This is a genomic window from Salmonella sp. SAL04202 (genome assembly GCF_046550775.1).
GTDB classification, from domain to species: domain Bacteria; phylum Pseudomonadota; class Gammaproteobacteria; order Enterobacterales; family Enterobacteriaceae; genus Salmonella; species Salmonella enterica.
The window spans coordinates 133,295-146,361 of the sequence record NZ_JBGDXK010000005.1 but is presented as its reverse complement, the minus strand read 5'-3'; the positions used below and the strand labels follow the sequence as shown (position 1 = coordinate 146,361).

Below are 13,067 nucleotides of genomic sequence, written 5' to 3'. Positions count from 1 at the left end.
AGGTTAAGGCTCTCCGTAAAGGCCAATCAGGCGGCGCACCACGCCATTGGTCCAGCCGAACCCGTCCTGTAGCGGATACTCGCCCCCGCCGCCTTCGCGGGGCGTACCGCCGGAAATATGGTATTTCTCGATCAGTTTATGGTGCTCCTGATAAAAATGGTTCACCGTTTTTAACCAGTTATGAGCGATTTCATCGCCCAGCATATCGTCGCCATACAGTTTGAAGCCCTGAATCGCCATCCATTGCAGCGGTGCCCAGCCGTTCGGTTTATCCCACTGTTCGCCGGTTTCGTATTCGGTCGCCATAATCCCGCCGGGCGTTAACAGACGGCTGCGTACCACATTTGCCAGACGGTCGGCCTGCTCGTGGTTCGCCATACCGACATACAGCGGCACGATACTGGCAGCGGAAAAGAGCGCCATTTCTTCGCGTCGCCAGTCATAGTCCCGATAACAGCCGTTTTCATCATCCCACAGATAATGGTTCACGGCGGCGCGTCGATCGCTGGCTTTCTGGCGAAATAGCGCCTCGGTGTCACGTTCGCCTTTCAGCGCTGAAATATTGGCGATAGCGCTCTCCAGTTTATACAGAAAAGCGTTCAAATCGATAGGGATAAACTGGGTCGTACGTATGCTGGCAAGCCGGCCCGCATCGCGTAGCCAGCGTGAAGAATAGTCCCAGCCGGACGCCGCCCCGGCGCGCAAATCCCGGTAGACTTCATTGGGCGGACGACCGGAATGTTTTGCGGTTTCGACATCTTCCAGCCAGGACTCGTCGCGCGGCGTATCGCGATCGTCCCAGTAGCGGTTCAGCAGGGAACCGTCCGGCATCCGCACAACGTGGCGATAAGCCTGGTTGAGCGCCAGCGATTCGGCGCCGTCCATCCAGAAGGCGTATTCCATTTTGAGATGGTCGAGATAACGCCGCGCGCCGCGTACGCCATCTTCTTCGAACAGTTCAACCATCAGGGCGAAAACCGGCGGCTGCGAGCGGCTCAGATAATAGGTCCGGTTGCCGTTGGGAATATGGCCATAGTTTTCAATCATCCAGGCGAAATTATCCGCCATACATTTAAGTAAATCTTCGCGCCCGCTTTCCGCCAGACCCAGCATGGTAAAATAAGAGTCCCAATAATAGGTTTCGCTAAAGCGGCCTCCCGGCACGATATAGGATTGCGGTAGCGCCAGCAGCGAAGACCACGGAATATGATCCTGCGGTTCGCGCGTCAGTATCGGCCAAAGCTGGTCAATATGTTCTTTGAGCGAGTTTTCGGGGTTAGAGACATACTCGCTGGATAAGGTTTCCGGTAGCCAGAAATGGTTCTCGACGAAGCGGCGTAAGTCAAAATCACGGTGGCGTCTGACCTTACGGTAGCGGATCAGGATATCAAGCGGGTCCATCTTCGGCGCGCAGTCCGGGAACGTTTTACTGTCTGGAAACAGTTTTGTTGACTGTACATGCTCGAACAGTTCGAGATACCGATCGGCAGGGGTCAGGGCGTCAGAGGCGGGAAGCCCCTCGATCATCTCCGGCTCCGGTTCCGCCTCGATCATTTCATCCAGCTTTAACTCGCACGGGTCTGTTTCATAAAGCAGATCGACATCAATAGTCAGATCTTCAGAAGGCGTGGGGTTTAATTTCTGGTTGAGCATAATGACAAGGACCTCCGGCTTGCGTCGTAAAAGATACGGGTGTTGCCCGGCTGTCTATTAAGCGTAGACATTCGCTTCGATACCTGAGTGGCAAAGTGTGCGGTAGATCACATTTTGCAATTTACCTCTCAAGAAAAAACACTTCATAACTTACTGAATAGTATTGCGAAAATCCTATTTTCATGACGCCCTCCCCAGACCTAAAATCAGAACATTCGTTTCATAGCGGTATCACTACGTCACCGCATGGCGTGGATTCACAAGCAAAGGTAACGTAAATAGTTATAATACAAGCTATGGCACCATGATAATACAAATGGATACAAATGATCGAGCAACCCGACAGTAAAAGCGCCAAACCGCTTTATAAGCAGCTTGAAGCCGCCTTAAAAGAGGCCATTGCGCGTGGAGAGTATAAACCAGGCCAGCAGATCCCGACGGAAAATGAACTGAGCGCGCGCTGGCAGGTGAGCAGGGTCACGGTCCGTAAGGCGCTGGATGCGCTGACGCGTGAAAATTTGCTGACCCGTGTCTCCGGCAAAGGCACCTTTGTCTCTGGTGAGAAATTTCAGCGCAGCATGACCGGCATCATGAGTTTCAGCGAGTTATGCCAGTCCCAGGGACGTCGCCCGGGGTCACGCACCATCAAATCCGTTTTTGAATCGGTAGACGATGAGACAAAAGCGTTACTGAATATGAACGATGGCGAAAAAGCGGTCGTCATTGAACGTATCCGCTATGCCGACGATGTGGCGGTATCGCTGGAAACCGTACATCTTCCCCCACGTTTTGCGTTTTTGCTGGACGAAGATCTTAATAATCACTCTTTGTATGAATGCTTACGCGAGAAACACCACTTATGGTTTACCCACTCCCGTAAGATGATCGAACTGGTTTATGCCAGCTTTGAAGTCGCCCATTATCTTGGCGTCAACGAGGGTTATCCGCTGATCCTGATAAAAAGTGAAATGATTGATAACAAAGGAGAACTCTCCTGCGTTTCGCAACAGTTGATTGTCGGCGATAAAATACGGTTTACCGTATGATGTCAGCATTACGCTAACGAAGAGCAGGCTGAATCGGGATCCAGATCGCGGATCCCGATTTTTTTTGGTTTCCATCTTGATCAAATGTATTTAAATGTCATATAAAAATAATAATACATTATGAGTCATTTATGGCGAATCCTCGCCTGTATCATTGATGGAACCAGAGGAAAGCATGATGGGTATGAAAGAGACAGTTAGCAATATTGTGACCAGCCAGGCAGAGAAAGGGGGCGTTAAACACGTCTATTACGTGGCGTGCGGCGGTTCTTATGCGGCGTTCTATCCGGCGAAAGCATTTTTAGAAAAAGAAGCGAAAGCGTTGACTGTCGGTCTGTATAACAGCGGAGAATTTATTAACAACCCGCCGGTAGCGCTGGGAGAAAATGCCGTTGTGGTTGTCGCTTCCCACAAAGGTAATACGCCAGAGACAATTAAAGCGGCTGAAATCGCCCGTCAGCACGGCGCGCCGGTCATTGGTTTAACCTGGGTAATGGATTCACCGTTGGTGGCGCATTGCGACTATGTGGAAACGTACACGTTTGGCGACGGTAAAGATATTGCCGGAGAGAAAACGATGAAAGGCCTGCTGAGTGCGGTCGAACTGCTCCAGCAGACGGAAGGGTATGCGCACTACGACGATTTTCAGGATGGCGTCAGCAAAATCAACCGTATCGTCTGGCGCGCTTGCGAGCAGGTTGCGGAACGCGCGCAGGCGTTCGCGCAGGAATATAAAGACGATAAAGTCATTTATACCGTCGCCAGCGGCGCGGGCTATGGCGCAGCCTACCTACAGAGCATCTGCATCTTTATGGAAATGCAATGGATACATTCCGCCTGTATTCATAGCGGTGAGTTTTTCCACGGGCCGTTTGAAATTACCGATGCGAATACGCCTTTCTTCTTCCAGTTTTCCGAGGGCAATACGCGGGCGGTGGATGAACGCGCGTTAAACTTCCTGAAAAAATATGGCCGCCGGATTGAAGTTGTCGATGCGAAAGAGCTGGGGCTATCGACCATTAAAACCACGGTTATTGATTACTTTAACCACTCTCTCTTTAATAACGTTTATCCCGTTTACAATCGGGCGTTAGCTGAGGCGCGTCAGCATCCGTTAACGACGCGCCGCTATATGTGGAAAGTGGAATATTAATTACATCAGGATGGATAAAAAAGCAGGGACGCTTTTTATTGTAAAGACAAACAAGGAATAATGATGAGCATCAGCGTATTGGGTATTGGCGACAACGTTGTCGATAAATACCTGCATTCCGGCATCATGTACCCCGGCGGTAATGCATTAAATTTTGCTGTCTATGCGAAATTAGCAGACATCCCCAGCGCGTTTATGGGGGCGTTTGGCAATGACGACGCCGCGCAGCACGTACAGGATGTATTACACCAGCTACAGATAGACATCTCTCACAGCTGCCATTATACCGGCGAAAATGGGTATGCCTGTATCCGTCTCTCGCATGGCGATCGACAATTTGTCGCCAGCAACAAAAACGGCGTATTGCGGGAACATCCTTTTAGTCTGTCTGACGACGATCTTCGCTATATATCACAATTTACCTTAGTCCATTCCAGTATTAACGGCCACCTGGAATCGGAACTGGAGAAAATTAAACAACAAACCGTCTTACTCTCTTTTGATTTTTCCGGGCGCGGTACAGACGACTATTTTGAAAAGGTATGCCCGTGGGTAGATTATGGATTTGTCTCCTGTAGCGGGTTATCGCCAGATGAAATCAAAATAAAACTCAATAAACTTTATCGTTATGGCTGTCGGCATATTATTGCCACCTGCGGGCATGAAAAAGTTTATTATTTTTCCGGCGCGGATTATCTGGAGTGGCAACCTGCTTATATCGAACCTGTCGATACGCTGGGCGCAGGCGACGCCTTCTTAACCGGTTTTTTGCTTTCCATTTTGCAATCGGGTATGGCGGAACCCGATAAAGAAAGCGTGTTACGCGCCATGCGGCAGGGCGGGAAATCGGCGGCGCAGGTGTTATCTCATTACGGCGCATTTGGTTTTGGTAAACCGTTTGCACAATAGGTTACGTCCCTCAATGTAAAGCGACACTCACTCCAGATAACCCAGGAGGAAGTATGTTTTGGACGGAATTATGTTTTATCCTTGTGGCCCTGATGATAGGCGCCAGGATCGGCGGCGTATTTTTAGGGATGGTCGGCGGGTTAGGCGTCGGCGTGATGGTTTTTATTTTTGGCTTGACGCCTTCTACGCCACCGATTGATGTTATTCTGATTATTCTTTCTGTTGTCCTGGCGGCCGCTTCTTTACAGGCCTCCGGCGGGCTGGATTTACTGGTCAAACTGGCGGAAAAAATTCTGCGTCGCCACCCTCGTTACATTACGTTATTAGCGCCGTTTATCTGTTATATCTTCACTTTTATGTCAGGAACGGGGCATGTCGTTTATAGCTTGTTACCGGTTATTTCTGAAGTCGCACGGGATTCTGGTATTCGACCGGAACGTCCTTTATCTATTTCCGTTATCGCATCGCAACAGGCGATCACCGCCAGTCCTATATCTGCCGCCATGGCGGCGATGATTGGTTTAATGGCGCCGTTGGGCGTCTCTATTTCAACCATTATGATGATTTGCGTGCCCGCCACGTTAATCGGCGTAGCGATGGGGGCAATAGCGACCTTTAATAAAGGAAAAGAGTTAAAAGACGATCCGGAATATCAACGTCGGCTTGCTGAAGGGTTAATTAAACCTGCGCAGAAAGAAAGTAAAAATACGGTGGTCACTTCGCGCGCCAAATTGTCGGTGGCGTTATTTCTGACCAGCGCGATCGTTATCGTTCTGTTAGGACTGATTCCGGCGCTGCGGCCCATGGTGGAAACAGCGAAAGGGCTACAACCGCTTTCGATGTCCGCCGCTATCCAGATTACGATGCTCTCTTTTGCCTGTCTGATTGTGTTGTTATGCCGGCCGCAGGTCGATCAAATTATCAGCGGTACGGTATTTCGGGCGGGCGCGCTGGCGATTGTCTGCGCCTTCGGCCTGGCCTGGATGAGTGAGACGTTCGTGAATGGTCATATCGCGTTGATTAAGGCAGAAGTGCAAACTCTATTGCAACAGCATACCTGGCTTATCGCCATTATGATGTTTTTCGTGTCCGCTATGGTCAGCAGCCAGGCGGCAACGACGTTAATTCTGTTGCCGCTGGGGCTGGCGTTAGGGTTGCCCGCTTATGCATTAATCGGTTCCTGGCCTGCCGTTAACGGCTATTTCTTTATTCCGGTGGCGGGACAGTGTCTGGCGGCGCTGGCGTTTGACGACACCGGTACGACGCGTATCGGCAAATATGTGCTTAACCATAGTTTTATGCGTCCGGGATTAGTTAACGTGATTGTCTCGGTCATTGTCGGGCTGTTAATAGGAAAAATGGTTCTGGCCTGATTGTTATTAAATTTTTTATAGCACACGTCACTTATTATTTTTAATTCAGAGGAAGAAAATGAAAATCAGAGTTTTCATGGCCACCGTGTTGCTGCTCATCAGCCACTGTGTATTTAGCACAACGTCACTACCGCATATTGTTATTCTCGCGACAGGCGGTACCATCGCCGGGACGGCAGCCAATAATACGCAAACCGCCGGATATAAATCCGGTGAACTTGGCGTGCAAACATTAATAAATGCCGTGCCGGAAATGAATAATATCGCTCGCGTTGACGGCGAGCAGGTGGCGAATATTGGTAGCGAAAATATGACCAGCGATATCATCCTGAAACTTTCACAGAAGGTGAATGCGTTATTGGCGCGGGACGATGTTGACGGTGTGGTTATTACTCATGGCACTGACACGCTCGATGAAACCGCCTACTTTCTTAATTTGACCGTGAAAAGCGACAAACCGGTGGTGTTTACCGCTGCAATGCGGCCCGCGTCGGCAATCAGCGCCGATGGCGCAATGAACCTGCTGGAAGCGGTCACGGTGGCTGCTGACCCGAATGCGAAGGGACGCGGTGTGATGGTGGTTTTAAACGATCGTATTGGTTCGGCGCGCTTTGTGACGAAAACTAATGCCACGACTCTGGATACCTTTAAAGCGCCGGAAGAGGGCTATCTGGGGGTCATCGTTAATGGTCAGCCACAGTTCGAAACGCGGGTGGAAAAAATTCATACCCTGCGATCTGTTTTTGACGTACGTAATATCAAAAAATTACCCAATGTGGTGATTATTTACGGCTATCAGGACGACCCGGAATATATGTATGATGCGGCGATCGCCCATCACGCGGACGGTATTATTTATGCCGGAACCGGCGCAGGTTCAGTCTCGGTACGCAGCGACGCGGGGATTAAAAAAGCGGAGAAGGCCGGGATTATCGTGGTGCGTGCTTCCCGCACCGGAAACGGCGTAGTACCGTTGGATAAAGGGCAGCCAGGGCTGGTGTCTGACTCGCTCAACCCGGCGAAGGCGCGAGTCTTGCTGATGACGGCATTAACTCAGACGCGTAATCCGGAACTGATCCAGAGTTATTTCAGTACGTATTAATCATGCAGGCTTGTGCGCCCACCCTTGAAGATGGGCGCACAAGATATTAACGCATGGTCACAAACTCTTCCGATGCGGTCGGGTGAATAGCGACGGTATTATCGAAGTCTTTCTTGGTAGCGCCCATCTTCAGCGCTACCGCGAAGCCCTGCAACATTTCATCCATGCCGAAGCCGATACCGTGGATACCCACAATTTTTTCTTCCGGCCCGACGCAGACCAGCTTCATACGGCACGGCTGGCGGTGTGTCGTTACCGCGGTATACATAGCGGTAAACGATGATTTATAGACTTTTACCTGCTCATCGCCGTACTGCTCGCGCGCCTGCGGCTCGCTTAACCCGACGGTGCCGATAGGCGGATGGCTAAAGACCACGGTCGGGATGTTGCTGTAGTCCAGATGCTCGTCCGGCTTGTTGTTAAACAGGCGTTCGGAGAGACGGCGACCGGCGGCGACGGCGACTGGCGTTAACTCCACTGCGCCGGTGTTATCGCCAACGGCGTAAATGCCTTCTACGTTCGTGTTCTGCCATTTATCAACGATGATGTAACCTTTTTCATTGGTTTTCACGCCCGCTGCCGCCAGATTAATATTGTCGGTCGACGGTTCGCGACCAATGGCCCAGATCAGGCAATCAACGGTTTCACTGCGGCCATCTTCCAGTTCCAGAGTCAGACTGCCGTCGGCGTTTTTTACCACCGCTTTCGGCACGGCGTGAGTATGCAGTTGCGGGCCTTCGGCGTTCATCACCTCAACCAGCGTTTCGCTAATCATCGGGTCAAAACTGCGCAGCGGCGCATGTTTCCGGACAAACAGATGCGTTTTCGCCCCCAGCGCGTTGATAACGCCAGCCAGTTCAACAGCGATATAACCTGCGCCTACCACCGCGACGCGTTCCGGCAAGGCAGATAGCGCAAAGAAACCGTCGGAATCAATGCCGTATTCCACGCCTGGAATGCTCGGATGGCTCGGACGGCCGCCGGTAGCGATCAAAATATGGTCGGCGGTGATGGTTTCGCCGTTCACTTCAATGGTTTTGGCATCGACAAAGCGGGCAAAGCCTTTAATCACATCCACGTTATTTTTGCCCAGCACGTTGTCGTATGAAGTATGGATGCGGTCAATATACGCGGTACGGCTGGCAATCAGCTTGCTCCAGTCGAACTGATTAATCGTGGCGTCAAAACCGTAGTCCGGGCCATACAGATGAATCGCTTCACGAATCTGCGCGGCATGCCACATCACTTTCTTCGGCACGCAGCCCACGTTAACACAGGTGCCGCCCAGCTCTTTGGCTTCGATGAGCGCGCATTTCTGGCCGTACATAGCGGCGCGGTTAATCGAGGCGATACCGCCGCTGCCGCCGCCGATAGCGATGTAATCATAGTGTTTGGTCATGACCGCTCCTTTATGTTCGTTGTCGGACGGATAGATTCTGCGCTACCCGCCAAAATATTCGCGATTGTATACCTGAAGGTGAAAGGTTCCACCGATGGCTGTGATTACTCCGGCACGATCCAGCTTACCGAAGTGTGTCCGTGACCGTTTGGCGCCAACCTGCTGTGCAGCCACGGTAGCACGTTGTTCATCTGCTGCTCCAGTTTCCACGGCGGGTTAACCACGATCATACCGGACGCCGTCATCCCGCGCTGATCGCTGTCCGGGCGGATCGCCAGCTCAATTTGCAGGATTTTACGGATGCCGGTGGCCTCCAGATCATGAATCATGCGCTTAATTTGCTGGCGGAGCACCACCGGATACCATAGCGCGTATGTACCGGTGGCGAAACGTTTATAACCCTCGCTGATGCCGCTGACTACCGCCTGGTAGTCGGTTTTCATTTCATAAGGCGGGTCAATGAGGATCAGACCGCGGCGGGAAACCGGCGGCAATTTGGCTTTCAGTTGCTGATAGCCGTCAGCGCGTTCCACGCGGGCGCGGTTGTCTTTTTGAAACTCCGCGCGCAACAGTGGGAAGTCGCTGGGATGCAATTCCGTGAGTTGCAGACTGTCCTGCTCACGCAGCAACTGGCGGGCGATTAACGGGGAGCCCGGATAGTAGCGTAACTGCCCGCTGCGGTTGAAATGTTTTACGACGCTAATATACGGTTCCAGTTCGGCGGGCAGGTCGTCCTGCTGCCAGATATGGGCGATGCCTTCCAGATACTCTCCGGTACGTTCAGCATGTTCGCTGCCCAACTGATAACGCCCCGCGCCCGCGTGCGTGTCCAGATAGAGAAACGGTTTTTCTTTCTCTTTTAGCGACTCGATGATCAGGCTCTGAACGGTATGTTTAAGGACGTCGGCGTGGTTGCCAGCGTGAAAGCTGTGACGATAACTGAGCATGGATGCAGATATTCCGGGAAGTAAACAAGTTAGCCGATAGTTTACCGCAGATCCGTAGAGATTACCGCTCTTGCGCTTTTATCGCCGTTGGCCAGGAGGAAAAACAAGTAGGCTGTGGCGTCAGAGCGTAAATAACGTCAACGAAGACTTCATAGAGGTACTGCATGTCAAAGTAGTAATCCGCGTTATAGCCGCGAGAACTGCCAAATTTTCGCAGCATCAGCGAAGAAGATGAAATTAATTTACGGCCATCTTGCAGATGCTTACTCCGACGGAAAATTTTTCGCCCAGGGAAAATAAAGAAAACAATAAATATCAGTACAATAACCTGTAATAACGTGGTCATATACAATCCTTGTATTCCAGAAACGAAAAAGTTGAGAATATTATACATGGGCAGTTTGCGCAAAAATGACAGCGATTGATGTCACGGCCCTGTTTTCAGAAAAACACCCATGAAAAGCCTATCTGAATTTAACGCTAATCATGCCGCGACGCGTCCACCGACTTACCCCTGTCGGGTCTTATTCTGAAATCGTTTTTATTATGATGATAGTGCTGGTTTTACCTTGTTTATTTGATTAAAACGATAGCGCTAATAATAGAAAAGAAAGGATTCATTGATGTTCCATTATGGAAAATGTGTCGTTCGCACGCTGTTTTTATTACTGGTTTGCTGTTCGCTGTCGGGCTGTCTTTCATTTGGGCTGATACTTGCCACCGATAAAGATGGCAATCGTCATCAGTCTACCTGGAAATCGGATACCGTTACCGCGCTTTCCTTAGGTAAAGATAGCAACGGGAAAACGGGCTGGGTGTTTGTTGGCGAACATTTTGACTACCTGTTGACCCAGGGCGGCGATAATGTGGTCGCGCTGTTAAAAGATGCGACTATTCGCCGGGATAAAATGCGAGTAAAGGATGGTGTTAAATTCCTGATTGATACAGATAAGAAGGAGTTTACGGGTGAAGTCAATGTGACTTACGCCTGGGTGGACGAGAAAGATAAACTGGCGGCGGTAGGCTATGGGTTTATTTGTGCAGACGGCGCGGTAAATTGCACGCTATCCGTCATGGACCTGAAAGGGACTATCCATCAGAAAAATAAAGATCAGAGCGTTACTCAGCAGCTAGCGTTTTACCATCCTTTCACCGTTGAGTTCTATCAGTATCAGCGCAGTATGTCCGGGGCAAAATTTGGCAGAGTGTTGCTGCCGGTAACTTTGGCGCTGGATATTGTCACTATGCCGCTACAGCTACTGATCTTCAGTCGTTAAAATTGGATTCAGCAGCAATGCCTACGTTCGGATGCTGGCATTGCTGCACGGGTGAAATGAGCGCCCACCATCATTGAAATTCCCCCAACTATCCCCCATTCTAGATCCATAGCGAAAGCGCGATAGAGCGCTTCATTTCTTTTTTAGACCAGGACTGCGCATATGACCAATCCATTACTAACGTCTTTTTCACTGCCGCCTTTTTCTGCAATTAAACCGGAGCATGTGGTGCCTGCGGTCACCAAAGCGTTGGCCGATTGCCGGGCGGCGGTAGAAGGCGTTGTGGCGCATGGCGCGCCGTATAGCTGGGAGAACCTCTGCCAGCCGTTGGCGGAAGCCGACGATGTTCTGGGGCGTATTTTCTCGCCAATTAGCCACTTAAACTCGGTGAAAAATAGTCCGGAGCTGCGTGAAGCCTACGAACAGACGCTGCCGCTGCTGTCTGAATACAGCACCTGGGTTGGGCAACATGAAGGACTGTACAATGCGTACCGCGACCTGCGCGACGGCGATCATTACGCCACTCTGAATACCGCGCAGAAGAAAGCGGTTGATAACGCGCTGCGTGATTTTGAACTGTCCGGCATCGGTCTGCCGAAAGAGAAACAGCAGCGTTACGGCGAAATCGCCACTCGCCTGTCTGAGCTGGGCAACCAGTACAGCAATAATGTGCTCGATGCCACCATGGGCTGGACGAAGCTCATCACCGACGAAGCCGAGCTGGCGGGAATGCCGGAAAGCGCGCTCGCCGCCGCTAAAGCCCAGGCGGAAGCCAAAGAGCAGGAAGGTTACCTGCTGACTCTGGATATCCCGAGCTATCTGCCAGTGATGACCTACTGCGACAACCAGGCGTTGCGTGAAGAGATGTATCGCGCCTATTCCACTCGCGCCTCCGACCAGGGGCCGAACGCCGGTAAGTGGGATAACAGCCCGGTGATGGAAGAAATTCTTGCGCTGCGCCATGAACTGGCGCAACTGCTGGGCTTCGAAAATTATGCCCATGAATCGCTGGCCACCAAGATGGCGGAAAATCCGCAGCAGGTGCTCGATTTCTTAACCGATCTGGCGAAACGCGCCCGTCCGCAGGGGGAAAAAGAGCTGGCCCAGCTGCGCGCCTTCGCCAAAGCCGAATTTGGCGTTGAGGAGCTGCAACCGTGGGATATCGCGTACTACAGTGAAAAGCAAAAACAGCACCTGTACAGCATCAGCGATGAGCAGCTACGTCCGTACTTCCCGGAAAACAAAGCCGTGAACGGCCTGTTTGAAGTGGTGAAACGTATTTACGGCATCACCGCCAAAGAGCGTACTGACGTTGATGTCTGGCACCCGGAAGTGCGTTTCTTTGAACTGTATGACGAAAATAACGAGCTGCGCGGCAGCTTCTACCTTGACCTGTACGCGCGCGAACACAAACGCGGCGGGGCGTGGATGGACGACTGTGTCGGCCAGATGCGTAAAGCGGACGGCACATTGCAAAAGCCGGTCGCTTATCTGACCTGTAATTTCAACCGTCCGGTGAACGGTAAACCCGCTCTGTTTACCCATGACGAAGTGATCACCCTGTTCCACGAGTTTGGTCATGGCCTGCATCATATGCTGACCCGCATTGAGACCGCCGGGGTCTCCGGCATCAGCGGGGTGCCGTGGGACGCGGTCGAACTGCCAAGCCAGTTTATGGAAAACTGGTGCTGGGAGCCGGAAGCGCTGGCGTTTATCTCCGGCCACTATGAAACCGGCGAACCGTTGCCGAAGGAGCTGCTGGATAAAATGCTGGCGGCGAAAAACTATCAGGCGGCGCTGTTTATTCTGCGTCAACTGGAGTTCGGTCTGTTTGATTTCCGTCTGCATGCGGAATTTAACCCGCAGCAAGGAGCGAAAATTCTTGAGACGCTCTTTGAAATCAAAAAACAGGTCGCCGTGGTGCCGTCACCGACATGGGGCCGTTTCCCACATGCGTTCAGCCATATCTTTGCTGGCGGCTATGCGGCAGGCTACTACAGCTATCTGTGGGCCGACGTACTGGCGGCGGATGCGTATTCCCGCTTTGAGGAGGAAGGCATTTTCAACCGTGAGACCGGTCAGTCGTTCCTTGATAACATCCTGACTCGCGGTGGTTCTGAAGAGCCGATGGAACTCTTTAAACGCTTCCGTGGCCGTGAACCACAACTGGACGCGATGCTGGAGCATTACGGGATTAAAGGCTGATTT

At 51.5% G+C, this 13,067-nt stretch carries 11 protein-coding genes; 7 read left to right on the top strand and 4 right to left on the bottom strand.

The window, feature by feature from the left end; genetic code table 11:
• Nucleotides 1–3: 3 nt before the first annotated feature.
• On the bottom strand, nucleotides 4–1,653 hold the full coding sequence (locus ACLJQJ_RS18745; RefSeq protein ID WP_000934254.1) for an alpha,alpha-trehalase: 1,650 nt from the start codon (nucleotides 1,651–1,653) through the stop codon (nucleotides 4–6).
• A gap of 326 nt (nucleotides 1,654–1,979) precedes the next feature.
• Between ACLJQJ_RS18745 and ACLJQJ_RS18740 the strand changes: the two genes are divergently transcribed.
• The 5 genes from ACLJQJ_RS18740 to fraE all read left to right on the top strand — a co-directional run bounded on the left by ACLJQJ_RS18740 (nucleotide 1,980) and on the right by fraE (nucleotide 7,236).
• Nucleotides 1,980–2,699 carry a GntR family transcriptional regulator gene (locus ACLJQJ_RS18740; protein ID WP_000572565.1) on the top strand — a complete coding sequence of 240 codons (720 nt, stop codon included), beginning with the start codon at nucleotides 1,980–1,982 and terminating at the stop codon, nucleotides 2,697–2,699.
• Between the two features lie 175 nt (nucleotides 2,700–2,874).
• Entirely contained in the window at nucleotides 2,875–3,852 is a 978-nt protein-coding gene (gene fraB, locus ACLJQJ_RS18735) for a 6-phosphofructose-aspartate deglycase (protein ID WP_077905336.1), read from the top strand.
• 63 nt (nucleotides 3,853–3,915) lie between these two features.
• Nucleotides 3,916–4,761, top strand: coding sequence for a fructose-aspartate kinase (gene fraD / locus ACLJQJ_RS18730; RefSeq protein WP_063808778.1), 846 nt, complete (start codon nucleotides 3,916–3,918; stop codon nucleotides 4,759–4,761).
• 53 nt (nucleotides 4,762–4,814) lie between these two features.
• On the top strand, nucleotides 4,815–6,134 hold the full coding sequence (locus ACLJQJ_RS18725) for an anaerobic C4-dicarboxylate transporter family protein (RefSeq protein ID WP_000498935.1): 1,320 nt from the start codon (nucleotides 4,815–4,817) through the stop codon (nucleotides 6,132–6,134).
• A 58-nt stretch (nucleotides 6,135–6,192) separates the two neighbouring features.
• The gene (fraE, locus tag ACLJQJ_RS18720; protein ID WP_000702755.1) at nucleotides 6,193–7,236 is read left to right on the top strand and encodes a fructose-asparagine asparaginase; all 1,044 of its coding nucleotides are present in this window, start codon (nucleotides 6,193–6,195) and stop codon (nucleotides 7,234–7,236) included.
• A gap of 46 nt (nucleotides 7,237–7,282) precedes the next feature.
• Here the strand turns inward: fraE and gorA are convergent, their stop codons facing one another.
• The 3 genes from gorA to ACLJQJ_RS18705 form a co-directional block, all read right to left on the bottom strand.
• A complete protein-coding gene (gorA, locus tag ACLJQJ_RS18715; protein WP_000160769.1) occupies nucleotides 7,283–8,635 on the bottom strand; it encodes a glutathione-disulfide reductase in 1,353 nt (450 codons plus the stop codon).
• Between the two features lie 104 nt (nucleotides 8,636–8,739).
• Nucleotides 8,740–9,582, bottom strand: a complete 843-nt coding sequence (locus ACLJQJ_RS18710) for a 23S rRNA (adenine(2030)-N(6))-methyltransferase RlmJ (RefSeq protein ID WP_063808779.1) — start codon at nucleotides 9,580–9,582, stop codon at nucleotides 8,740–8,742.
• A 61-nt stretch (nucleotides 9,583–9,643) separates the two neighbouring features.
• A complete protein-coding gene (locus ACLJQJ_RS18705; protein ID WP_223229630.1) occupies nucleotides 9,644–9,928 on the bottom strand; it encodes a hypothetical protein in 285 nt (94 codons plus the stop codon).
• Nucleotides 9,929–10,205: 277 nt separating this feature from the next.
• Here ACLJQJ_RS18705 and ACLJQJ_RS18700 point away from each other — a divergent pair, with 277 nt between their 5' ends.
• Nucleotides 10,206–10,859, top strand: a complete 654-nt coding sequence (locus tag ACLJQJ_RS18700; protein WP_000469190.1) for a hypothetical protein — start codon at nucleotides 10,206–10,208, stop codon at nucleotides 10,857–10,859.
• A 162-nt stretch (nucleotides 10,860–11,021) separates the two neighbouring features.
• A complete protein-coding gene (gene prlC, locus ACLJQJ_RS18695; protein ID WP_000184178.1) occupies nucleotides 11,022–13,064 on the top strand; it encodes an oligopeptidase A in 2,043 nt (680 codons plus the stop codon).
• Nucleotides 13,065–13,067 lie beyond the last annotated feature (3 nt).

Excerpts from the sequence above, each read along its gene's own strand:
- ACLJQJ_RS18725 (WP_000498935.1), top strand. The coding sequence starts at position 4,815 with ATGTTTTGGACGGAATTATGTTTTATCCTTGTGGCCCTGATGATAGGC.
- prlC (WP_000184178.1), top strand. The coding sequence starts at position 11,022 with ATGACCAATCCATTACTAACGTCTTTTTCACTGCCGCCTTTTTCTGCA.
- ACLJQJ_RS18700 (WP_000469190.1), top strand. The coding sequence starts at position 10,206 with ATGTTCCATTATGGAAAATGTGTCGTTCGCACGCTGTTTTTATTACTG.
- ACLJQJ_RS18740 (WP_000572565.1), top strand. The coding sequence starts at position 1,980 with ATGATCGAGCAACCCGACAGTAAAAGCGCCAAACCGCTTTATAAGCAG.
- ACLJQJ_RS18710 (WP_063808779.1), bottom strand. The coding sequence starts at position 9,582 with ATGCTCAGTTATCGTCACAGCTTTCACGCTGGCAACCACGCCGACGTC.
- ACLJQJ_RS18705 (WP_223229630.1), bottom strand. The coding sequence starts at position 9,928 with ATGACCACGTTATTACAGGTTATTGTACTGATATTTATTGTTTTCTTT.
- fraB (WP_077905336.1), top strand. The coding sequence starts at position 2,875 with ATGATGGGTATGAAAGAGACAGTTAGCAATATTGTGACCAGCCAGGCA.
- fraE (WP_000702755.1), top strand. The coding sequence starts at position 6,193 with ATGAAAATCAGAGTTTTCATGGCCACCGTGTTGCTGCTCATCAGCCAC.
- ACLJQJ_RS18745 (WP_000934254.1), bottom strand. The coding sequence starts at position 1,653 with ATGCTCAACCAGAAATTAAACCCCACGCCTTCTGAAGATCTGACTATT.
- gorA (WP_000160769.1), bottom strand. The coding sequence starts at position 8,635 with ATGACCAAACACTATGATTACATCGCTATCGGCGGCGGCAGCGGCGGT.
- fraD (WP_063808778.1), top strand. The coding sequence starts at position 3,916 with ATGAGCATCAGCGTATTGGGTATTGGCGACAACGTTGTCGATAAATAC.